Here is a 21,482-nt window from a genome sequence, read left to right as displayed (position 1 = left end):
TTTATTTGTGCGTGATTGGTGTCAACCAGGCGTGAAACCGAAGCGAGTGGCTGTCATGCCCTTGTCATCGGGGAGAGTCATCCTGATGCGGCAACCAGCGAGTTATCCCTGCCATTACCGTTACAAGGAGCTGCATATGACCAGTTGGATCACATGGGAGATCTGGTGGAACCGGGTATGGGGCGAGTCAGAGATGCTGCATGCAAGAGAGGAAGAGCACGAAGTTGCTCATGAACCCTCGCGACTGCCGGTCGAACTGCTGGCGCAAGGGCGGGGAGATCGACCTGGTTGAACTGCCCCTCGCAAGAGGGTCAAGTTCAGGGGCCTGCCATCATGATCAGAATTAAAACAGGCTGAGCTGTTCCCCGGGACGTATAAAGAGATCGCACCGCAATTGAATGTGCCGCTTGCCGAGCGCAAGGCGCCTGCTGATGAGGCGAAAGCGCTGGGCAAGCAGATCGGCAAACTGACCCTGACCGCGCATGCGGGTGCCGAATGCGGAACTGTTGAGGGCGCCGCCCCGGCTCGCCCGCAACTGGTTCAAAATGGCCTCCTTCTGGCCCGGATAGTGTTCATCCAGCCAGTCGCTGAACAGGGTGGTCAGCTCGTGAGGAAGGCGCAGCAAGATGTAATCGGCGCAGCCGGCGCCAGCTGCGACAGCGGCCTTGATGATCTGCTCGAGCTCAGGCTCGTTGAGCCGCGGGATCATGGGGGCGGCCAGCACCCCGACCGGCACGCCTGCCCGGGTCAGCTTCTCGATCACCTTGAGCCGGCCGGCTCCGCTGCTGGCCCTCGGTTCCAGCTGTCGTCTGAGGGTTTCGTTGAGGGTAGTGACCGATACCATCACCTGGCACAAGCCTTCCCGGGCCAGCTCGGTCAGCAGATCGAGGTCGCGCAGGATCATGGCGCTCTTGGTGATGATCCCCACCGGGTGGCGATGGACCTGCATCACCGTCAAGATCTCGCGAGTGAGGCGATAGTGCTGCTCGATGGGCTGATAGGGGTCGGTATTGGCTCCGAGGACGATGGTTTGTGGCTGATAATCCGGTTTGGCGAACTCCTTGCGCAGCAGATCGGCGGCGTTGAGCTTGGCAAACAGTCGGGTTTCGAAGTCAAGGCCGGGGGAGAGCTCAAGATAGGCGTGACTGGGCCTGGCATAGCAGTAGATGCAGCCGTGCTCGCACCCCTGATAGGGATTGATGGAGCGGCCAAAGGGAATGTCGGGGGAGTCGTTGTAGCTAATGATGTTGCGGGCCTGAATCTCTGTTATCCGGGTTTGCGGGTGGCTTGGGGTGAAGGCCGCCTCCCACTCGGATTGCTGCCAGCCGTCGTCAACTACCTCGATAAGCGGGCCGCTGAAACGGTGATCGATATTGTGAGCGCTGCCTCGTCCTGCCATCGTCTTGTATGAATACTGTTTATATATACAGCAATGATGCAAGTCGGCAGGGTAAAGTGCAAGCCTCTCCCTTCCTTTGCATAAAAAAGCATGACAAATGGATCTCTTGCTTGATCCGTTCGCTACATTTCGTTTACATAAGAAAAGTGCGAACCTGATCACGGAAATCATCATGAAGCCCATCTCTTCCCGCTGGTTGTTTATCGGTGTCATCGGTCTGGCTATCTGGCGTCTCATTCCGCTCTCCACCGAGCAGGAGATGGCCTCGGCCAACCGGGCCTGGCGCACCGGCCATTTTGAAGAGGCGACCCGGGTCTGGTTGCCACTGGCCGAACAAGGGCTCCCCCGTGCCAAAGCCCTGATGGGTTGGAGCCACGAGGTGGGGCAGGGCAGCGAGCAGGACATGACTCTGGCCATCGACCTTTATCGTCAGGCCGCCCAGGCGGGAGACGCCTTCGGCCAATATAGGCTGGGGGAGGTGTATCTGCGCGGAGCCGGGGTCAAGCGGGATCTGCGCGAGGCATTTCACTGGATGGAGCTGGCGGCTCGTAACGGTGATGTACCCGCCATGCTCAAAGTCGGTGTGCTTCACCTGATGGGAGCCAGTGGGCAGGTTGATCTCACTCAGGCCAAACAGTGGCTCTATCAGGCCTCGCAGAAGGGCAACAAGCTGGCGTTGAAAGTGCTGCAGGAGCTGGTGCGGGCAGAGGAGGGGAACAGCACCTTCGATTTCAACTGGCAACCTCTTTTGGGGCAATAATTGGCCATGCCCCCGGCCGGTTGTAGAAAATCTCGACAAACCCGATACAGCTGCAACAACTTCTGGTAGGATTGCCCCGTTTTGGCTTGGTTTGCCTCGATAAATTCGCTGTTCTCGTGACAGGCCGGCTTCGCAAAGTGCTGTGGAGAACCAGAACATCACCCTTTTTTGAATCGATTTTCCATCCCGCATGTGACCTTTGGTACGGGTCACCACTGTATAAGGAAACATATAATGCCAATCATTACTCTGCCTGACGGCAGCCAACGTCAATTTGCCCATTCTGTTTCCGTCATGGATGTGGCCGCGGACATCGGTCCCGGTCTCGCCAAGGCGTGCATTGCTGGTCGGGTAAACGGTGAACTGGTGGATGCTTGCGAGCTGATCGAAGCCGATGCCTCCCTGGCCATCATCACCGCCAAAGACGAAGAAGGTCTGGACATTCTGCGCCACTCCTGCGCCCACTTGCTGGGTCATGCCATCAAGCAACTCTGGCCCCAGACCAAGATGGCCATCGGTCCTGTCATCGACAACGGTTTTTACTACGACATCGATCTCGACCGCACCCTGACCGATGAAGATCTGGCTGCCCTGGAAGAGCGCATGATGGCGCTGGCCGCCAAGGATTACGACGTCATCAAGAAGAAGGTCTCCTGGCAGGAAGCACGCGATGTGTTCGAAGCCCGTGGCGAGACCTACAAGGTCGAGATCCTGGATCAGAACATCGCCCGTGATGATCAGCCCGGTCTCTATCATCACGAAGAGTACATCGATATGTGCCGCGGGCCGCACGTGCCCAATATGCGTCACTGCCACCACTTCAAGTTGCAGAAGATGTCAGGCGCCTACTGGCGTGGCGACTCCAACAACAAGATGCTGCAGCGCATTTACGGTACCGCCTGGGCTGACAAGAAACAGCTCAAGGCCTACCTGCAGCGCCTGGAAGAGGCCGCCAAACGCGACCACCGCAAGATCGGCAAGCAGCTCGACCTGTATCACATGCAGGAAGAGGCGCCTGGCATGGTGTTCTGGCACAATGACGGCTGGACCATCTTCCGCGAGCTGGAAACCTTCATCCGCGGCAAGCTTAAAGAGTACGACTATCAGGAAGTGAAAGGTCCCTTCATGATGGACCGTGTGCTGTGGGAGCGCTCCGGCCACTGGGATAAATATGCCCAGGCCATGTTCACTACCCAGTCAGAGAATCGCGAGTACGCCATCAAGCCGATGAACTGCCCGGGTCACGTGCAGATCTTCAACCAGGGTCTGAAATCCTACCGCGATCTGCCGCTGCGCATGGCCGAGTTCGGCTCTTGCCATCGCAACGAGCCGTCTGGCTCCCTGCACGGCCTGATGCGTGTGCGTGGTTTCACTCAGGATGACGCCCACATCTTCTGCACCGAAGAGCAGATCATGGAAGAGGTGTCTGCCTGTATCCGTATGGTCTATGACGTTTACGGTACCTTCGGTTTCGAGAACATCGTGGTCAAGCTCTCCACCCGTCCGGAGCAGCGCATCGGTTCCGACGAGGCATGGGATCGTGCCGAAGCCGCCTTGGCCGAGGCGCTGGAAGTGAATGGCCTGAAGTACGATCTGCAGCCGGGTGAGGGGGCTTTCTATGGTCCCAAGATTGAATTCACCCTGCACGATTGCCTTGATCGTGCCTGGCAATGTGGTACCGTGCAGCTCGACTTTGCCCTGCCGGGCCGTCTTGGCGCCACCTATGTGGGCGAAGACAACGAGCGTCACGTACCCGTCATGATCCACCGTGCAATACTGGGCTCGCTCGAGCGCTTCATCGGTATCCTGACCGAGGAGTACGCGGGTCTGTTCCCGACCTGGTTGGCTCCGGTCCAGGCAGTGGTCATGAATATCACCGACAATCAGGCCGAATATGCCGTAAAAGTAGCCAAAGCATTGAATGATGCGGGTCTTCGTGCAAAAGCGGACTTGAGAAATGAGAAGATAGGCTTTAAAATCCGCGAGCATACTTTGAAGCGAGTGCCTTTCATGCTGGTCTGCGGCGATAAAGAAGTTGAAGCCGGCAAGATTGCAGTACGGACTCGCAAAGGGGCTGACCTGGGTTCTTATCCTGTTGAAGAGCTGATTGCTCTGTTGACCCAGGAAGTTCAGACCCGCGGACAAAAGAAAGTGGAGGAATAAGCTATAAAAGGCGGAAAAAAACTGGGCAAGCAGCCGCAAGCCCGCGCTCACCGGATCAACGAAGAGATCCGACTGAAAGAAGTTCGTTTGGCTGGTCTGGATGGCGAAGCGCTCGGTATCGTATCCATCCAGGAAGCTCTGAACTTGGCCGCTGAGGCCGAAGTGGATCTGGTCGAGATTAGTCCGAACGCTGAGCCGCCCGTTTGCCGGATCATGGATTACGGCAAATTCCTCTACGAAAAGAGCAAAACCACCAAAGAACAGAAGAAAAAGCAGAAAGTCGTCCAGGTCAAGGAAATCAAATTCCGTCCTGGCACTGACGAAGGCGACTATCAGGTAAAACTACGCAACCTGGTTCGCTTTCTGGAAGACGGGGACAAGGCTAAGGTCACCCTGCGCTTCCGTGGTCGTGAAATGGCCCACCAGGATCTTGGTATCAAGGTTTTGGAGCGAGTCAAGAGCGATCTGGAAGAGTTGGCCGTAGTCGAGTCGTTCCCGAAAGTCGAAGGCCGTCAAGCTGTGATGGTCCTCGCGCCCAAGAAGAAATCTTAAGGCCCACAAGTAATTGACACATGGGGCTCGCTCCATGTGTCGGTTCGCCTTGCGATTTTGTTGTCACTCACAATGCGGAGTATGAAATGCCGAAGATGAAAACCAACCGGGGTGCTGCGAAGCGCTTCAAAAAGACTGGCTCAGGTCGCTTCAAGTGCAAGCACAACCACCTGCGTCACATCCTGACCAAGAAGAGCAGCAAGCGTAAGCGTCAGCTGGGACCGAAGTTCTTTGTTTCCGCTGCCGACCACAAACGTGTTGTCGCTTGTCTGCCGTACGCATAAGGGGGGATGTGAAAAATGCCAAGAGTTAAACGTGGTGTGACCGCTCGTGCTCGTCACAAGAAAGTAATGAAAGCCGCCAAGGGTTACTACGGCGCCCGTTCCCGTGTTTACCGCGTAGCGGTACAAGCGGTAACCAAAGCCGGTCAGTATGCCTACCGTGACCGTCGTCAGAAAAAGCGTCAGTTCCGTCAACTGTGGATTGCTCGTATCAACGCAGCAGCCCGTCAGAACGGTCTGTCCTACAGCCGTCTCATCAACGGTCTGAAGAAGGCTTCCATCGAGATCGATCGCAAGATCCTGTCCGATATCGCCGTTCACGACAAGCTGGCTTTCACCGCCCTGGTTGAAAAGGCTAAAGCAGCACTGGCTTAATCCGGTTCTGTTATGAAAGATAAAAGGAGGCTCAGGCCTCCTTTTTTGTTGCCCCATTTCTGCTAGCCAGAGGAATGGGAAGTCCAGAAGAGGCGATGTTAAGCCAACGTTCTCTACTCTTCATATGCCAACAAACTAATGCTCAAACAAACTATTTAAAGAGGGTAGGGGATAAAGTGAGACTCGCTTGATATAACAAAATGATTTATAGGGAGAAAAGGGGACCTTAAGTATGGTCAGCGAAGGGGCTTTTTTTGTATTATTCCCCTCTTGACCTTATTTAGCCTAAAGGCTCCTGTTCCGGGAGTGGTGACGAGGAAGACATGCAACAGCTTGAAGAAGTAGTCGGCCAGGCCAAGGCCGAAATTGAGGGCGTCAGCGACATCGCGGCCCTCGACGAGATCCGGGTCAAATATCTGGGTAAAAAAGGCTTTTTTACCGAGCAGATGAAAGGGCTGGGCGCCTTGTCCGCCGAAGAGCGTCCGGCCGCGGGCGCCGTGATCAACCAGGCCAAGCAACAGGTTCAGGATACCCTGAACGCGCGTCGTGAAGCCCTCGAAATCGCCGTGCTGAACCAGAAGCTGGCCGCCGAAACCATCGACGTCAGCCTGCCGGGCCGTCGCATCGAGAATGGCGGTCTGCACCCGGTGACCCGCACCATCGAGCGTATCGAGCGCCTGTTTGGCGAGATGGGTTTCAAGGTTGCCCGTGGTCCCGAGATCGAAGACGGCTTCCACAACTTCGATGCGCTGAATATCCCGGCCCATCACCCGGCGCGTACCGATCACGATACCTTCTACTTCAATCCTGATCTGATGCTGCGCACTCACACCTCGGGTGTGCAGATCCGCACCATGGAAAAGCAGCAGCCGCCGATCCGCATCATTGCGCCGGGCCGCGTCTATCGTAACGACTACGACATGACCCACACCCCCATGTTCCATCAGGTCGAAGGTCTGCTGGTAGACGAGCATGCCAGCTTCACCGAGCTGAAAGGCATCCTGCACGACTTCCTGCGCAACTACTTCGAGGAAGATCTGACCATTCGTTTCCGTCCTTCCTACTTCCCGTTCACCGAGCCGAGCGCCGAAGTGGACGTGATGGGCAAGAATGGCAAGTGGCTGGAAGTGCTGGGCTGCGGCATGGTGCACCCGAACGTGCTGCGTTCGGTCGGCATCGATCCGGAAAAATACTCCGGCTTTGCCTTCGGCATGGGCGTTGAGCGCCTGACTATGCTGCGCTACGGGGTTAACGACCTGCGTGCCTTCTTCGAAAACGACCTGCGCTTCCTCAAGCAGTTCAAGTAAGGGCGAGAGAACATGAAATTCAGTAAATCCTGGGTGATGGAGTGGGTCCGCACCGAGTTGAGTGACAACGCACTGGCCGAACAGATCACCATGGCCGGTCTGGAAGTGGACGCCGTGGAAGCGGTGGCCGGCCAGTTTAATAACGTCGTGGTTGGTGAAGTGGTCGAGTGTGCCCAGCATCCTGACGCCGACAAGCTGCGGGTGACCAAGGTCAACGTGGGCGAAGAAGAGCTGCTGGACATCGTCTGCGGCGCGCCTAACTGCCGCCAGGGCCTCAAAGTATGCGTGGCCAAGGTAGGGGCGACCCTGCCGGGTGATTTCACCATCAAGAAAGCCAAGCTGCGTGGCCAGCCGTCCCACGGCATGCTCTGCTCCTTCAGCGAGCTGGGTATCGACGTTGAAGCCGATGGCATCATCGAGCTGCCGAGCGATGCCCCCATCGGTATCGATATCCGTGAGTACCTGAACCTCAACGACGTCGCCATCGACGTGGATCTCACCCCGAACCGTGCCGACTGCCTCGGTATCGCAGGTCTGGCCCGTGAAATCGGCGTACTCAACAGTGTGGATGTGGTCGAGCCGAGCTGGACGCCGGCTGCCGCCACCATTGACGCCACTTTCCCGATCCGGGTTGAGGCGCCTGCCGACTGCCCGCGCTATCTGGGCCGCGTCGTCAAGGGGCTGAACCTCAAGGCCCAGAGTCCGCTCTGGATGCAGGAGAAGCTGCGCCGTGGCGGCATCCGTTCCATCGACGCCATCGTCGACATCACCAACTACTTGCTGCTGGAATACGGCCAGCCGATGCACGCCTTCGATCTGAGCAAGCTGGAAGGGGAACTGGTGGTGCGCCGCGCCAAGGCTGACGAGCCCATGACCCTGCTCGACGGCACCGAGGTGAAGCTCAAAGAGACCACCCTGGTGATCGCAGATAGTCAGGGCCCTGCCTGCATGGCCGGCATCTTCGGCGGCGATCGCACTGGTGTGTCCGAGACCACCACCGACATCCTGCTGGAGTGCGCCTTCTTTGCACCGCTCTCCATCACCGGCCGTGCCCGTGCCTACGGTCTGCACACCGATTCTTCCCACCGCTTCGAGCGCGGGGTGGATCCCGAACTGCAAGCCAAGGTGATGGACCGTGCCACCCGTCTGCTGCTGGATATCTGCGGCGGCGAAGCGGGCCCGGTTATCGAGGTCAAATCCGATGATCATCTGCCCAAGGCTGCTCCTATCAAGCTGCGTCGTGCCAAGCTCGACAAGGTGATCGGCATCAGCGTGGCGGACGCGCAGGTGGTCGAGATCCTGACTCGCCTCGGCATGCAGGTGACTGTGGAGACGGATGGCTGGACCGCGCTGGCTCCCTCCTGGCGTTTCGATATCGCCATTGAGGAAGATCTCATCGAGGAAGTGGCCCGCATCTACGGCTACAACAACATCCCCAACCTCAAACCGGCTGCCTCTCTGGCGATGGTGGAGCAGGCGGAAGGGCAGGTGACCCTCAAGCGGGTGCGCGACCTGCTGGTCGCCCGTGGCTTCCAGGAAGCGATCACCTACAGCTTCGTCGATCCCAAGACCCAGCAGACCCTGTTCCCGCAAAGCGATGCCATCGTGCTGCCTAATCCCATCTCGGTCGAGATGTCCGCCATGCGCGTCTCCTTGTTCCCGGGTCTGGTGGAAGCGGTGGTCTACAACCAGAACCGCCAGCAGCCGCGTGTGCGCCTGTTCGAGCAGGGCCTGCGTTTCATCAAGGATGAAAGCGCCGAGAACGGCATCCGTCAAGAGCCCATGCTGGCCGGTATCATCACCGGCAACCAGAGCGACGAACACTGGGACATCAAGAGCCGTGGGGCAGACTTCTTTGATCTGAAAGGGGATCTGGAAGCGGTACTGGATCTGACAGCCGAAGGCGCCACTTTCACCTTCGAGCGTACCGAACACAGTGCACTGCACCCGGGCCAGAGCGCGGCCATCCTGCGCAGCGGCGAGGTCATCGGCCATATCGGCGTGATCCACCCGAGCCTCGAGAAGAAGCTGGGTCTCAAGAGCCGCGTCGTCATGTTCGAGCTGGAGCTGGACAAGCTGACCCCGGCCAAGGTGCCGGTTGCAGCCGAAGTTTCCAAGTTCCCGGCCAACCGCCGTGACATCGCCGTGGTGGTTGACCGTCAGATTCTGGCAGGCGATGTTCTCGCAGTAATTAAAAAAGTTGGCGGAAATCAGGTAGTTGGAATAAACTTGTTTGACGTATACCAGGGCGCTGGTATGGCTGAGGACAAGAAGAGCTTGGCCATCAGCCTGGTGCTGCAAGATACCCAGCGCACCCTGGAGGAGAAAGAGATTGCCGAGACCGTGGACAATGTCGTGCGGGCCCTTGGTGAAGAGTTGAATGCATCCTTGAGGGATTGATCTATGGCGCTTACCAAAGCCGACATTGCAGAGCACCTGTTCACCCAGCTCGGGATGAGCAAGCGTGAAGCCAAAGACATGGTGGAAGCCTTCTTTGAGGAAATCCGACAAGCGCTTGAGCGTGGTGAACAAGTCAAGATTTCAGGCTTCGGTAATTTTGACCTTCGTGAGAAGAATCAGCGTCCCGGACGTAATCCCAAGACTGGTGAAGATATTCCCATCAGCGCCCGTCGTGTGGTGACCTTCCGGCCTGGCCAGAAACTCAAGGCTAGGGTAGAAAATGTTGAACCCAACGAGTAACAAAGAGCCAGGCTGACGCCTGGCTTTTTTCTTTCCCTATGATCCGAACCTCCATGTTGTTGCTGACGGCGCTGGTTGCAACGCCGCTGTCAGCCACCATACTGCCGCTGGCGCCATCCACCCAGGCTTATGCCAACTCTCTCAAACAACTGACATTCTGTTACCCGGCCACGCTGCCGCCACCCTATCTGCTGGCACAAGGTGGGTTGCTCAAGGATCAGATCACCCGTCTGGCCAAGCAGCTGCCGGTGCCGCTTCTGTTTCAGGAGCTGCCCGACTGGCAAACGGTGCGCGGCGCCTTGCTGGAGGGGCAGTGCGACATGGTTCCCCATATCGGGGCGGCGACGAGCAATCTGCCCAATACCTGGCTCAGTCGCCCCATGATGGAGACGGACTCTGCCGTGCTTTACCGGGGTTCGCTCCAGCAGGCTACTTTTCTGGCTTACGCAGGTTCCGATGCCGTATCGGTATTGCGTGACATCTTTCCGGCGGCGGCGATCAGAACTCTGGTACCGGGGGAGTCCTTGTATGAGGCGATGAAGAGTGGCCAGGGCAATGCCTATTTTGGCGATTACCTGCAGCTGCGTTATCTGATGAAGGAGTTTCCGGTGGAGGGGTTGCGACTGCGCCGTCTGCTCGGGGATGACAGGGTAATAAGCTACCGTCTGATGATGCGAGAGGAGCCCGAGCTTGTTCGCCTCATCGACACAGCCATTCGCTACATGCCTGCCGGCAGTCTCTATACGGATCTTGATCACTACCTCGATCAGAGCGCGCTCTCCTTCAACCAACCCCGTTTCAGCGATATCGAACAGGCCTGGCTGGCCGGCAGCCGCCGTACCGTGCGGTTGGTGGTCAACCCGGAGCTGATGCCTTATAGCGGCCTTGACGAGCAGGGCAATCCAAAGGGGTGGAGCGCCGACGTGCTGCGCTGGATCACCCAGGAGACGGGCCTGAAGTACCAGGTGGTGCCTGCGCTTAGCAAGGCTGATGCCATCGAGAAATTGCGCAGCGGCGAGGCAGACATGATGACGGGTTTGCCGGAGTCTCCGATCCTGGCAGATGAGTTCACCTTCAGTCGGATGATCTCCATCAACCGCTTTGCGCTGATCAGCAAGGGGACCCTGGCAGCTACTCATATTTCGGCTCTCAAGCGGCAGCGGATCCTGGTGCCCGAATCGCTCTATGATCCCTCTTTGCTGACACTGCTGGGGGAGCAGGAGTGGATCCGCATCGGCACCCTGGAACAGGGGCTTGATGCGCTGCGACGGGGAGAGGCGGATGCCATGCTGAGCGAACTCTATCAGTTGCAATATCCGCAACGAACCCAGTTGCTGGAAGGGTTCGAGATCAAGGAGATGGAGGACAGGTTTGGCATCGGGTTTGCCATTCGCCAAGATGAGGCCGAGCTGGCCAGCGTGCTGGATCGCAGCCTGATGACCCTGACCCGCAACCGGATAAATGAGCTCAATCAACGCTGGCGCCGCTTGGTCGTCGTGCAGCAACCCGGGGTGAGCTATCTCGCCTGGTTCGGCTCCGTCGGTTTGGCACTGTTGATCAGCGCCATCGTCATCGGCGTGATCTGGCGATCCCGCCAGCAACTGGCGCGGGAAGTGACCCAGCGCCAGGTAGCCGAGCGGGCCCTGGCCATCGAAAGCGAATTGCGTGACACCCTGTTCCAGACGCTGCCGCTGCCGGTGTTTATGCGTGACAGCCAGGGCAGGATCATCAAGTCGAACAAGCTTGGGCGGCGCCTGGCCACTCGATATGGCGATCAGCTGGCGTTGCCTCCGGTACAAGCCCACAAGGAGGAGGGGGAGCTGACACTGGGAGATCAGGTGTTCGCCTTCGTGCAGCATCCACTGCCGCGGGACAAGCAGACTCCGGTGACCGATCTTATCGCCCTTTCTGATATCAGCGCGCTGCAGGAGCGGGCGCGTATCCTGCGCCAGGCGGAGCGGCGGCTGCGGGCCCTGACCAATACGGTGCCCGGCGTGGTGCTGCAGTTTTTGTTCGAAGATGGCAGGGTCCAGGGCATAGAGTTCATCAGTCGGGGCTGCTACGGGTTGCTTGGGCTGGCCAGCCAGCAGATCCGGCGCGATCCCGGCCAGGTCTTTGCCCTGCTGGCCCGTCACGAGCTGCGCCAGTTGCGCGATACCATGCAGGAGCGGCTGCAAGCGGGCAAACCCTTCGTTTATACCCTGCGCTATCGTCATCCACAGCATCAAGAGCGCTGGTTGCAGCTCGATGGCCGTGGCCGTCGCCAGGGACAGGGGTGGCGCGTCTATGCGGTGATGCAGGATGTGACCGCGCGCATCGAGCAGGAGCGGGCATTGCAACGTTCCCACGAGCAGGCGCAGCAGGCCGTGCTGGCCAAGGGGCGCTTTCTGGCCGCAGTCAGCCATGAGATCCGCACCCCCATGAACGCCATCCTCGGCCTGCTGGAGTGGCTTGCCAGCACGCCGCTCACTCAGGAACAGAGCTCGGCGCTGGGGCGAGTGCGACAGGCAGGGGACGAGCTGTTGGGGCTGCTCAACGACGTGCTCGATTTCAGCCGCAACGAGAGCAGCAAACTCTCTCTCTCACCCCAGCCGACCGACTTCATCGAGTTGTGTGAACAGGTGGCGGCGGTGCACTGGAACAAGGCGCGCGACAAGCGCCTGCAACTGCGCCTGGTGCTGGATCCAGCTCTGCCCGCCTTGCAAACCCTGGATCCTCACCGGATCCGCCAAATCCTGCATAACCTGCTCTCGAATGCCATCAAATTCAGCCAGCGGGGGAAGGTGGTGCTCTGGGCCACCCGGGCGGGCGACAGGCTCCGCTTCGGGGTGGATGACGAGGGCCCCGGCATTACTGCCGAGATGCGTCCCACCCTCTTCATGCCTTTCGAGCAATTTGCCGTGGCAGGGCAGCTGCGGGCGCCCGGCACCGGGCTCGGGCTTGCCATCTGCAAGCAGCTGGTCGAGCAGATGGGGGGCCTGATCGATGTGGTGGCCAGAGAGGGAGGCGGCAGCCGCTTCTTCTGCGAGTTGCCCCTAGATGTGATCCGGCAGACTCCCCACTGGCAGCCCGAGGTACGGCAGCTGGCGCTGGTGATGCCGTCGGATGAAGCTGAGTCTCTCATCCCCTGGCTGGTGCGACTTGGCGTCAACGTGGCCCCGGATGCCGCCGATGTACTGGAGGCCAGACAGGACGAGCGCGGTTTGTGGCATTGGCAGTGGGCTGGGGAGTCCTGGGTGCCAGGCACCCTGATCAGCCTGCTGCAGCCGCAATGGGTACCCGATGAACCGGTGGCCGACCTCCAGCCTGGGTTGAATATCAGGGTGCTGCTGGTTGAAGATCATGACGTCAACCGGGAGCTGATCACCCTTCAGCTAAGACAACTGGGTGCCAGGGTGGTGGGAGCGGCCAACGGTCAGCTGGCGCTGCAGATCCTCGCAGAGCAGGAGGTCGATCTGGTGCTGACCGATCTGCAGATGCCGGTGATGAACGGGGCCGAACTGTGCCGGGCGTTGCGTCATTCCCCCCAATGGCGCCATCTGCCTGCCTATATCATCACCGCCGATCTGAGCGAGCAGGCAGCCCTCGAGTTACAGTCATGCGGTTGTGATGGGCATCTCGACAAACCCGTGGCTCTGCGGGAGCTGGCAACCCTGTTGCAGCAGCTGGGGGGCGGGCAGCAGTCAGAGAAGACAAACGCGCAGTGGGAGATGGCCCCCTCTCCCATGCTGACCGATGATCTGATAGCGCTTTATCTGGAGACAACCCGGGGGGATCTCGCCGAATTGGCGCTGCACCTGGCCAACAAGGACACGTCCGGGGTGGAAGCCACTTTACACAAGGTCAAGGGGGCCGCCAGAATGGTGGGAGCTACCCCCATAGTCGCGGTGATTGAAGAGTGGCAGCGTGCTCGCCACTCTTTCCTCCAAGCCAGGTTGTCCCGGGCACTGGACGAGGTCAGTCGCCATTTCACCAAGAGAGCTCAAGATGATCATCACAGATGAAGAATTACTGGCGTTGCTCAACTCGGAAGAGCCCGGCTTGGCCAGCTTTAGACCCATCACCTTATATACCCTGGATCGTGCCTCCTATGAGCACGTAAAAGGATGCGCACTGCCCGACTATGTCGCACTGCACCGTACCCAGCCCGACGCCTGCTGGCAGTGGGAGGGGCTCTTCACGGCCGGTGCCATCGCCATCTATGATCCCGCCTCTCACCGGCAAACCGGCGATCTTGCCCAGCTGCAAGGCCATGTGGGGATCTATGCCATTGACGAAGAGTGGCAGGCCGGACTTGCCGACAGTTATCGCCGTTGGGGCGACTGGCTGGCGGCGCAGCGGATCCTGCTGCTCGAAGATCACCCGTTTCAGGGCAAGCAGTTGCAACAGACCATTGCCGAGCTGGGGATCCCCTGCCAGTGGGTGCAGGAGGAGCAGGCCTGTCTGACGGCCCTTGCCGACGGGGAGATCCGCATGCTGATCTGCGATCTCAGCCTGGTGGAGCAGGATGCCATCAGCGTCCTGATGGGGCAGCCCCAGCTGCGTGAGGCTGGTTTGCCGATCGTGCTGCTGTCCGCCCATGAGCAGACCCTGCTCAACGGGGCGCGCCGCTTGTTGCACGATGCCGGCTTCAACGTCATGGCCGCTCTTGCCAAACCCCTCGATACCGATGAACTGCTCAGATTGTTGCGCGCGCTCTATCTTGGTCCGTTGCGCCAGCGCCGCTTGAGCGGCCATCGCCGCACCATTCGTACCTGGCGGGGGGAGGTGCTGGGGCAACTCAGCCCGCGTTCCCATCCTTCCACCACCGCGCCGGTCTGGTTGACGGTGAGCGGCCTGCCGACCCGATGGGAGAGCCTGAGGGAGTGGCTGGGCGAACAGGCTCGCCAGCCTGCGGAGTTGACGCTGCTGATCCATCGCCGGGATCACCTGCTCACCAACGCCGAGCGCTTCGCACTGGTGCTGCAGGCCAGTCTGGCTGGCTGCAAGCTTGCCCTGGTGCTCGACAACAGCCAGCACCTTCCCTTTGATCTGCTGGAACGCCTACCCCTTGAGGCCTTGCTGGTCGGGCAGGGGATGCTGCCCGAGCTGGAGTCCTTGAGTCCGGACTCCCTGCAGGGGCGTTTCATGGCGCGGGTGCGCGAGCTTGGTATCGCCATCTATCTCGACGACCCCTACAACCTGCTCGATATCGAGCCGTGGCGTGATCGCGGCATGGCCGGGCGCTGGTAGCCATGGCTCGTTATCTTTGCTGGCCGATGCACAGGGAACGTCTGGAGAAGGGGTTGGCGGGATGGCACCCTCCGCACTCCCGTGCCGATCTGCCCGTCGCGATGACGATTGCAGAGGTGCCTTGCCAGCTGCGTGAGCTGCGGGGCGTAGAGCCTGCCAGCATGCTGGCGGCCTACGATGCCCTTAGCGAAGAGAGCGTCTATCTGCGTTTCATGCGTCCCAAGCTGGCACCGCCACCCGATCAGGTTGCAGCGTTTCTGCATTACGATCCGGCCCGCCAGATCTCGCTGCTGCTCACAGCGCAGGATGGTCGTCCGCTGGCCCAGGCCCAATCCATCCGTCGTCACCGCCATCCGGAGCGGGCCGAGTTTTCCTGCATCGTGGCGGATCATTTCCAGCACAGGGGGGCGGGCAGGCGCATCCTGCTGGCATTGGCCCTGCTTGCCAGGTCGGAAGGGATCCGGGAGTGGGTGGCCGAGGTGCTGGCCCAGAACCGCCCCATGCTGACCTTGCTCAAGCGATTGGGGTTGCCCCTGACCCTGGTTACGGGGCGCGAGCTGGTGTTCGTCAGGCTGGATCTCAGCGTGCTGGATGAGTGGCTCCCCGTTCACGCCCTTAATACCAAGGGCGAATAGAGCCCCATTTTCCCCTGTGCTAAGGTCACAGCTATGAGCAGGGATGAAAAGGAAGATGTCATGGGACAGACGTTCAAACATATAGTGATCCTGACCGGTGCCGGGATCTCTGCCGAATCCGGGATCAAGACCTTCCGTGCCTGCGACGGTCTGTGGGAGGAGCACAGGGTGGAAGACGTGGCGACGCCGGAAGGCTATGCCCGGGATCCGGAACTGGTGCAGCACTTCTACAACTCCCGCCGCAAGCAACTGCAGCAACCCCAGGTTCATCCCAATCCTGCCCACTATGCCTTGGCACGGCTCGAGCGCCTCTTTCCCGGTTCGGTGACCCTGGTGACCCAGAATATCGACAACCTGCACGAGAGCGCGGGCAGCAAGAACCTTATCCATATGCATGGCGAGCTGCTTAAGGCGCGCTGCCCCGAATCGGGGCAGGTGATCGAGTGGCGCGGCGATCTATCGCAGCATGAACTCTGCTCCTGCTGCCAGTTCCCCCAGCCGCTGCGACCGCACGTAGTCTGGTTTGGCGAGATGCCGCTGGGGCTGGATCGCATCTACAGCGCCCTGGCCCAGTGTGATCTCTTCATCTCCATCGGCACGTCCGGCGCCGTCTATCCTGCCGCCGGTTTCGTGCATGAAGCAGGTTTGAACGGCGCCCATACCATAGAGCTCAACCTGGAGCCGAGCGAGGTGGGCAGTCAGTTTGACGAGAAGCGTTATGGCCCGGCGTCCCTGCTGGTACCCGCCTATGTGGATGAGTTGCTCGAGGCGTGTGGCATCCATCAGCCCAGGATAGTGGATGGACACAACTGGATGGAGATGCGTGGCTCCTGACGCTTCGGAACTACTTGTAGGGGAAGGGAAAAATCCATCTTGATTACAATATCTACAGTTGCAATGGCTCATTGAAGTCGCCACACTGACAGCCAAATGATGGGATCTAGTTGGCGCAATAATCATGAATAGAATGAAGCAATGGAGTGCTTTTATCCTCCTGGTGCTGGCCAGTGCCTGTGCATCGGCCGCTTCCCCCCTGATAACGCTGGTGTTGCCGGATGGCCAGCAGCGTCAGCTCAATGAAACCGACCTGGCGACGCTGCCGCAGACCGAATTTCAGACCGTGACCCCCTGGACCCGAGGCACTCATCGCTATCGCGGTCCGACCCTGACGACCGTGCTGGCTTCGCAAGGAGTGCCACAGGCCCGCAAGATCGCCGTATCGGCTCTCAATGGCTATCAGCAGGAGGTGGATCTCGCCCTGTTTGACGGGGTGCCCCTGACCCTGGTCCGCCATGAGGATGACAAACCGCTGACCCGGCGCAACAAGGGGCCGCTCTGGCTGCTGATCCCCTTTTCCGACTATCCCAAGCTGGACGTGCCGGCCATCCACAACAACATGGTGTGGCAGGTGAACCGCATCGAGGTGATCCGCTGATGAGGCGTCGACGCCACAATGGATTGCTGATCGCCATTATCCTGCTGTTTCTGATCTCCTCCGGCTGCGGCCTCTATCTGCAGCACAAACAGGATCAGCTGCTCGATACCTACTACCGCAATGTCCATTGGAACATCAGCCAGGTGATGCTGGAGTCCCAGCGCTTTCTCTTCGATCTGCGCCTCTATCGGGCAGGCCGGCTGGAGATGGAGACCCTGAGCCTTCATTACGATCTGCTGTGGAACCGGCTCGATATCTTCCTTATCGGCAGCGAGACCGCCGAGGTTCGGGAGCGCTATGGATTGGGCAGGCATGTCGCTCGGCTGTTCGAGCAGCTCAAACAGCTCGAACCCCTGATGGATGGTGGGACAGTGCCTTGGCGGGAGTTTGACATCTTGCTGGCTCAGATGGGCGAGCAGACCCGCCAGATTGAACAGATAGGCGAACACATTCTCTCCGGCCAGGAGCGGGAGGCGTCGGTCAACCAGATCCGCGATACCCTGTTCTGGCTGCAGATCTGGCAGCTCGTCCTGCTGGCGACCGGTGGCGTGCTGGTCTATGCCCTGATCCGGGCCAATTTGCAGAACCGGCGTCTCTCCTTGAGCGATCCCCTGACCCGGCTCGGCAATCGTCGGGCACTGCAGGAGGAGCTGGCGCGCGCCTTGCAAACCCCCGGCGTACTGGCGCTGGTGGTACTCGATCTCAAGCGCTTCAAGCAGGTCAACGATCTGCTCGGTTATCAGGTGGGCGACCGGTTGTTGCAAACGGTGGCCAGCAAGCTGCAGCAGGCCCATCAGGGGAATGCCTACCGGCTGGGCGGTGACGAGTTTGCGGTGATCTTGACCGCCGGCAAGCAGCCGCTGGCGGTGCAGATCCGCGATCTGATGGCGCTGCTTCACTTCGAATTCGTGACCCGGGAGAGTCGTTTCGATCTCGCCTGCAGGCTGGGAGGGTCTGAGGTGTTGCCACCACAAGATCCCGTGCGCCTGCTCGATCAGGCCATCCTCGCCCTCAATCAGGCCAAGCGGGATGGCAGCAGCGAGCCAGTCTGGTACCAGCCCGGCATGCAGCAACAGCTGATGCTGAACCAGCAGCAGACCCAGCGATTGCGCGACTGGCTGGCCGACGAGGCGCCTTGCCCCTTGCTGATCGACAGGCTGGCGCTGTGCCATGAGCAGGGGGAGCGTTTGTGGCAGTGGTCCCTTCGCTGGCAGGAGAGTCTGGCTCCCTGTGAGGTGAGCTGGTTGCAGGAGGGGGGACTGCTTGGGCCCGTCATGGCCCGGTTGCTGCAAGAGGATGACACGGCGGCGAGTGAGCGCGAGTCACGGCTGGTGGCGCTGGATAATCAGGTGCAGTTGGCCCATCTGCTGGCTTATCTGCCGGATGTGCTCCCAAACCCCCTCGTGCTGCGAGTGCCCACCCTGCAACAGGAGGCGGCGCTGCTGGCGCGGGTGCAAGCCTGCGGCTGCGTGCTGGCCCTCGCGCAATTGGGCTCCAGCACGCCCGCCACGCTGGCGGCTGGCTGGCCGGTACGCTACTGGTTGCCTGAGCCTGCAACCCACGGCGATTTGTTGCAGCCGCTGGCCAATCGACTGGGATTGCAGTGGCTGCGTCCGGTCGATACGTCCGAGGCGAACAACTCGGCAAATCCATGACAAAGGGCGACCCCGGGGTCGCCCTTGTTGTCTCTGCGAACGTGTCGGTTCAGGCCTTGGGGGGAGGGGCGCAGGAGGTTCTAATCACCAGATCCGGCTCGACCGTGATCATCCTGTTTTCCACCTGTTCTCCATTGATCCGCGCCAGCAGACGAGTGACGGCGAGGCGTCCCAGCTCCTCCTTGGGTTGGTTGATGGTGGTGAGGGGCGGTGACATAAATTCTGCCAGCGCCACGTTGTCATAACCGACGATGGAGAGATCGCGGGGTATGTGCAGTCCCACCTGATGGGCGGCACTGATGGCTCCCATCGCCATCATGTCGTTGCAGACAAACAGGGCAGTGGGGCGCGAAGGTTGCGCCAGCAGACGTCTCATGGCCTGATGGCCGCTGGCACAGTCAAAGTCACCCTCCTGGATCCAGGCCGGGTTGACGGTGAGCCCCGCTTCCTGCATCGCCTGCTCGAACCCCGCCTGACGCTGGTTGGCGGGGGCGCGGTTGTGGGGGCCCGTGATGCAGCCGATGGCAGTGTGGCCAAGTTCGATCAGGTGGCGGGTTGCCAAGTAACCGCCGCGATGGGAGTTGTCGGCGATAAGATCCACCTCCCGGCTATCCATGCCCCAGTCCATCACCACCACCGGCAGGCTCTTGAGCCAGTCGAGCTGGTTGAACACCTCCTGCTGCCCCTCGCTGCACATGATAAGCAGGCCATCCACCCGCTTGCGCAGCATCATCTTGAGGTAGGAGAGGGCAGTTTCGGCCTGTCCTTCGGTGTTGCCCAGCATCAGGTTGTAACCCTGCTCGAAGCAGTAGCGTTCCACCCCGCGCACCACTTCGGCGAAGAAGGGGTTGCTGGAGGTGGTCACCAGCATGCCGATACTGTTGGTCTCTTTCACCTTGAGGCTGCGGGCCACCAGGCTCGGGGCATAGTTGAGCTCGCGCATGGCGGTAAAGACCCGCTCCCGGGTCTCCTCGGCCACGAAGCGGGTCTCGTTGATGACGTGGGAAACGGTGGTGGTGGAGACCCCTGCCAGCGCCGCCACCTCCTTGATATTGGCCATCAGTGCCCCTGCGCTGCTTGGGCCTGCAGGAAGGTGTCGACCTCCTGCTTGCCGGGGATGGAGCTCTGGGCACCGAAGCGGGTGACGGAAAGCGCTGCCGCGCCGTGAGCAAAGCGTACCGCGCCGTTGAAATCGGCCCCGGCGAGCTGGGCGGCCAGCAGGGCGCCGTTGAAGGTATCCCCGGCCGCCGTGGTGTCCACCGCCTCGACCCGAAAGCCCGGAATGAGCTGTTGCTGCTGGCCGTTGCTGCAATAGACCCCTTGCGAGCCTAAGGTGATCATCACCTCCGCAATACCCATCTGGTGGAAGCGATTGGCCGCCTCGCGGGCGCTCGCTTCATCGCTCACCTTGACCCCGGTCAGCAGCTCGGCTTCGGTCTGGTTGGGGGTGATGAGATCCACCAGTGCCAGCAGCTCGGCCGCGAGGGGCCGGGCGGGCGCGGGGTTGAGCACCACCCGGGTGCCATGGGCGCGGGCCAGGCGGGCGGCTTCAAATACGCTCTCGAGCGGCACTTCCAGTTGCAGCAGCAGGGTGTGGGCATCGGCGATCATGGTTTCATGGCGTTTTACCACGGCCGGGGAGAGGGCACCGTTGGCCTCGGCGGAGATGCCGATGCTGTTCTCCCCCTCATCACTCACATAGATGATGGCGATGCCGGTGGGGAGCTTGTCGTCGAGCTCCACCGCGCTGACGTCAATTCCGTCCTGCGCAAAGCCCTGACGCATCTGCCGACCGATGGCATCGTCGCCGATGCGGGCGATAAAGGAGACGCTGGCACCGAGGCGCGCGGCGGCCACCGCCTGGTTGGCCCCTTTGCCACCCGGCACCACCTGGTAGCTGTGGCCGGTCAGGGTTTCTCCGGGGCGGGGAAAGTGGGGAACGCGCAGCACGTGATCTGCATTGACACTGCCCAGAACGACGAGACGATTCATGTTGACTACTCCTGATGCATCTTGGCCTGGGGATCAGGTGGGCGTGAGCCCAGGCCGAGAGACACCGAGGGAAGGGGGAGGCGATCCTCCCCCCATCCGTTTACTCGACGCGCTTACTTGGTGACCACCTGCAGCGGTACCGGAATGGATTTCTCCACCGGCTGGCCCTTGAGCACCTTGTCGGCGGTCTCCACGCCGATGGCACCGATGAGCGCCGGTTGCTGGGCCACGGTAGCGGCCAGTTTACCCTTGGCCACGGCAGCCTTGCCATCGTCGGTGCCGTCGAAGCCGACGATCATCACCTCTTTGCCGGCGGCCTGCACGGCGCGGATGGCACCCAGCGCCATCTCGTCATTCTGGGCAAACACCGCCTGTACGCCCGGGTGGGCGGCCAGCAGGTTTTCCATGACGTTCAGACCCTTGGTGCGATCAAAATCGGCGGGTTGGGAGGCGAGCACCTCCAGCTTGTTGGCGGCCACGGCCAGGGCGAAGCCTTCGCCGCGGTCACGGGCGGCGGAGGTACCGGCGATCCCTTCCAGTTGAATAACCTTGGCACCCGGGCCCAGTTTCTCGGTGATGAAGTCGCCAGCCAGCTTGCCACCGGCCACGTTGTCGGAGGCGATGTGGGCCTTGACCTCACCCTGCGCGGCGCCGCGGTCCAGGGTCAGCACCGGGATGTTGGCCCGGTTGGCCAGACGGATGGCGTTGCCCACGGCCTCGGAATCGGTCGGGTTGATCAGGATGGCATTGACCTTGCGCACGGTGAGATCTTCCATGTTGGAGAGCTCCTTGGCCGGGTCATTCTGGGAATCCAGCACCACCAGCTCGTAGCCAAGCTCCTTGGCTTTGGCCTCGGCGCCCTCCTTCATGGTGACGAAGAAGGGGTTGTTAAGGGTGGAGACCACCATGGCCAGGGTGTTGTCGGCGGCGTGGGCGGTGCCCAGCACGGACATGATGGCGGCAGCGAGCAGGGTATTGAGCTTTTTCATCATTTCA

19 protein-coding genes are annotated in these 21,482 nt (G+C 60.4%); 15 read left to right on the top strand and 4 right to left on the bottom strand.

The window, feature by feature from the left end; all coding sequences use genetic code 11:
- Positions 1-136 precede the first annotated feature (136 nt).
- The gene (locus I6L37_RS16100; protein WP_197460149.1) at positions 137-292 is read left to right on the top strand and encodes a hypothetical protein; all 156 of its coding nucleotides are present in this window, start codon (positions 137-139) and stop codon (positions 290-292) included.
- Between the two features lie 51 nt (positions 293-343).
- On the opposite strand, the gene I6L37_RS16095 is transcribed toward I6L37_RS16100, so the two are convergent.
- The gene (locus tag I6L37_RS16095; protein WP_216992370.1) at positions 344-1,399 is read right to left on the bottom strand and encodes a PA0069 family radical SAM protein; all 1,056 of its coding nucleotides are present in this window, start codon (positions 1,397-1,399) and stop codon (positions 344-346) included.
- Positions 1,400-1,571: 172 nt separating this feature from the next.
- Here I6L37_RS16095 and I6L37_RS16090 point away from each other — a divergent pair, with 172 nt between their 5' ends.
- From I6L37_RS16090 to I6L37_RS16025, 14 genes are all read left to right on the top strand, one after another.
- Entirely contained in the window at positions 1,572-2,159 is a 588-nt protein-coding gene (locus I6L37_RS16090; RefSeq protein WP_061477528.1) for a tetratricopeptide repeat protein, read from the top strand.
- A gap of 234 nt (positions 2,160-2,393) precedes the next feature.
- A complete protein-coding gene (gene thrS / locus I6L37_RS16085; protein WP_216992369.1) occupies positions 2,394-4,322 on the top strand; it encodes a threonine--tRNA ligase in 1,929 nt (642 codons plus the stop codon).
- Between the two features lie 21 nt (positions 4,323-4,343).
- Positions 4,344-4,874 carry a translation initiation factor IF-3 gene (gene infC / locus I6L37_RS16080; RefSeq protein ID WP_268854729.1) on the top strand — a complete coding sequence of 177 codons (531 nt, stop codon included), beginning with the start codon at positions 4,344-4,346 and terminating at the stop codon, positions 4,872-4,874.
- 86 nt (positions 4,875-4,960) lie between these two features.
- The gene (gene rpmI, locus I6L37_RS16075; protein ID WP_005300673.1) at positions 4,961-5,158 is read left to right on the top strand and encodes a 50S ribosomal protein L35; all 198 of its coding nucleotides are present in this window, start codon (positions 4,961-4,963) and stop codon (positions 5,156-5,158) included.
- A 15-nt stretch (positions 5,159-5,173) separates the two neighbouring features.
- Positions 5,174-5,530 (top strand): 50S ribosomal protein L20, encoded by a 357-nt coding sequence (gene rplT, locus I6L37_RS16070; RefSeq protein WP_026456846.1) that lies wholly within the window; start codon positions 5,174-5,176, stop codon positions 5,528-5,530.
- 323 nt (positions 5,531-5,853) lie between these two features.
- On the top strand, positions 5,854-6,837 hold the full coding sequence (gene pheS, locus I6L37_RS16065) for a phenylalanine--tRNA ligase subunit alpha (RefSeq protein WP_026456847.1): 984 nt from the start codon (positions 5,854-5,856) through the stop codon (positions 6,835-6,837).
- Between the two features lie 12 nt (positions 6,838-6,849).
- Positions 6,850-9,237 (top strand): phenylalanine--tRNA ligase subunit beta, encoded by a 2,388-nt coding sequence (pheT, locus tag I6L37_RS16060; RefSeq protein WP_216992368.1) that lies wholly within the window; start codon positions 6,850-6,852, stop codon positions 9,235-9,237.
- A 3-nt stretch (positions 9,238-9,240) separates the two neighbouring features.
- Positions 9,241-9,537 carry an integration host factor subunit alpha gene (gene ihfA, locus I6L37_RS16055; protein WP_005300715.1) on the top strand — a complete coding sequence of 99 codons (297 nt, stop codon included), beginning with the start codon at positions 9,241-9,243 and terminating at the stop codon, positions 9,535-9,537.
- Positions 9,538-9,590: 53 nt separating this feature from the next.
- A complete protein-coding gene (locus I6L37_RS16050; RefSeq protein ID WP_254203499.1) occupies positions 9,591-13,541 on the top strand; it encodes a transporter substrate-binding domain-containing protein in 3,951 nt (1,316 codons plus the stop codon).
- The gene (locus I6L37_RS16045; protein ID WP_042069323.1) at positions 13,525-14,769 is read left to right on the top strand and encodes a response regulator; all 1,245 of its coding nucleotides are present in this window, start codon (positions 13,525-13,527) and stop codon (positions 14,767-14,769) included. The genes I6L37_RS16050 and I6L37_RS16045 overlap by 17 nt, the downstream gene beginning before the upstream one ends.
- A 2-nt stretch (positions 14,770-14,771) precedes the next feature.
- Positions 14,772-15,404, top strand: a complete 633-nt coding sequence (locus I6L37_RS16040; RefSeq protein WP_216992366.1) for a GNAT family N-acetyltransferase — start codon at positions 14,772-14,774, stop codon at positions 15,402-15,404.
- Positions 15,405-15,464: 60 nt separating this feature from the next.
- A complete protein-coding gene (gene cobB / locus I6L37_RS16035; RefSeq protein WP_061477530.1) occupies positions 15,465-16,238 on the top strand; it encodes a Sir2 family NAD+-dependent deacetylase in 774 nt (257 codons plus the stop codon).
- A gap of 124 nt (positions 16,239-16,362) precedes the next feature.
- Entirely contained in the window at positions 16,363-16,839 is a 477-nt protein-coding gene (locus tag I6L37_RS16030; RefSeq protein ID WP_216992365.1) for a hypothetical protein, read from the top strand.
- Positions 16,839-18,494 (top strand): GGDEF domain-containing protein, encoded by a 1,656-nt coding sequence (locus I6L37_RS16025; protein WP_216992364.1) that lies wholly within the window; start codon positions 16,839-16,841, stop codon positions 18,492-18,494. The genes I6L37_RS16030 and I6L37_RS16025 overlap by 1 nt, the downstream gene beginning before the upstream one ends.
- A 49-nt stretch (positions 18,495-18,543) precedes the next feature.
- Here I6L37_RS16025 and I6L37_RS16020 read toward each other — a convergent pair whose 3' ends face one another.
- The 3 genes from I6L37_RS16020 to rbsB all read right to left on the bottom strand — a co-directional run bounded on the left by I6L37_RS16020 (position 18,544) and on the right by rbsB (position 21,475).
- Positions 18,544-19,554, bottom strand: a complete 1,011-nt coding sequence (locus I6L37_RS16020) for a substrate-binding domain-containing protein (protein ID WP_216992363.1) — start codon at positions 19,552-19,554, stop codon at positions 18,544-18,546.
- A complete protein-coding gene (gene rbsK / locus I6L37_RS16015; RefSeq protein ID WP_216992362.1) occupies positions 19,554-20,486 on the bottom strand; it encodes a ribokinase in 933 nt (310 codons plus the stop codon). Before rbsK ends, I6L37_RS16020 begins: the two co-directional genes overlap by 1 nt.
- A 113-nt stretch (positions 20,487-20,599) precedes the next feature.
- Entirely contained in the window at positions 20,600-21,475 is an 876-nt protein-coding gene (rbsB, locus tag I6L37_RS16010; protein WP_026458219.1) for a ribose ABC transporter substrate-binding protein RbsB, read from the bottom strand.
- Positions 21,476-21,482: the final 7 nt, after the last annotated feature.

The organism is Aeromonas sp. FDAARGOS 1407 (assembly GCF_019048725.1).
GTDB classification, from domain to species: domain Bacteria; phylum Pseudomonadota; class Gammaproteobacteria; order Enterobacterales; family Aeromonadaceae; genus Aeromonas; species Aeromonas enteropelogenes.
The sequence above is the reverse complement of the archived record's forward strand: the minus strand, read 5'-3'. Positions and strand labels throughout refer to the sequence as shown.

Excerpts from the sequence above, each read along its gene's own strand:
- I6L37_RS16100 (WP_197460149.1), top strand. The coding sequence starts at position 137 with ATGACCAGTTGGATCACATGGGAGATCTGGTGGAACCGGGTATGGGGC.
- I6L37_RS16095 (WP_216992370.1), bottom strand. The coding sequence starts at position 1,399 with ATGGCAGGACGAGGCAGCGCTCACAATATCGATCACCGTTTCAGCGGC.
- I6L37_RS16090 (WP_061477528.1), top strand. The coding sequence starts at position 1,572 with ATGAAGCCCATCTCTTCCCGCTGGTTGTTTATCGGTGTCATCGGTCTG.
- thrS (WP_216992369.1), top strand. The coding sequence starts at position 2,394 with ATGCCAATCATTACTCTGCCTGACGGCAGCCAACGTCAATTTGCCCAT.
- rpmI (WP_005300673.1), top strand. The coding sequence starts at position 4,961 with ATGCCGAAGATGAAAACCAACCGGGGTGCTGCGAAGCGCTTCAAAAAG.
- rplT (WP_026456846.1), top strand. The coding sequence starts at position 5,174 with ATGCCAAGAGTTAAACGTGGTGTGACCGCTCGTGCTCGTCACAAGAAA.
- pheS (WP_026456847.1), top strand. The coding sequence starts at position 5,854 with ATGCAACAGCTTGAAGAAGTAGTCGGCCAGGCCAAGGCCGAAATTGAG.
- pheT (WP_216992368.1), top strand. The coding sequence starts at position 6,850 with ATGAAATTCAGTAAATCCTGGGTGATGGAGTGGGTCCGCACCGAGTTG.
- ihfA (WP_005300715.1), top strand. The coding sequence starts at position 9,241 with ATGGCGCTTACCAAAGCCGACATTGCAGAGCACCTGTTCACCCAGCTC.
- I6L37_RS16050 (WP_254203499.1), top strand. The coding sequence starts at position 9,591 with ATGTTGTTGCTGACGGCGCTGGTTGCAACGCCGCTGTCAGCCACCATA.
- I6L37_RS16045 (WP_042069323.1), top strand. The coding sequence starts at position 13,525 with ATGATCATCACAGATGAAGAATTACTGGCGTTGCTCAACTCGGAAGAG.
- I6L37_RS16040 (WP_216992366.1), top strand. The coding sequence starts at position 14,772 with ATGGCTCGTTATCTTTGCTGGCCGATGCACAGGGAACGTCTGGAGAAG.
- cobB (WP_061477530.1), top strand. The coding sequence starts at position 15,465 with ATGGGACAGACGTTCAAACATATAGTGATCCTGACCGGTGCCGGGATC.
- I6L37_RS16030 (WP_216992365.1), top strand. The coding sequence starts at position 16,363 with ATGAATAGAATGAAGCAATGGAGTGCTTTTATCCTCCTGGTGCTGGCC.
- I6L37_RS16025 (WP_216992364.1), top strand. The coding sequence starts at position 16,839 with ATGAGGCGTCGACGCCACAATGGATTGCTGATCGCCATTATCCTGCTG.
- I6L37_RS16020 (WP_216992363.1), bottom strand. The coding sequence starts at position 19,554 with ATGGCCAATATCAAGGAGGTGGCGGCGCTGGCAGGGGTCTCCACCACC.
- rbsK (WP_216992362.1), bottom strand. The coding sequence starts at position 20,486 with ATGAATCGTCTCGTCGTTCTGGGCAGTGTCAATGCAGATCACGTGCTG.
- rbsB (WP_026458219.1), bottom strand. The coding sequence starts at position 21,475 with ATGAAAAAGCTCAATACCCTGCTCGCTGCCGCCATCATGTCCGTGCTG.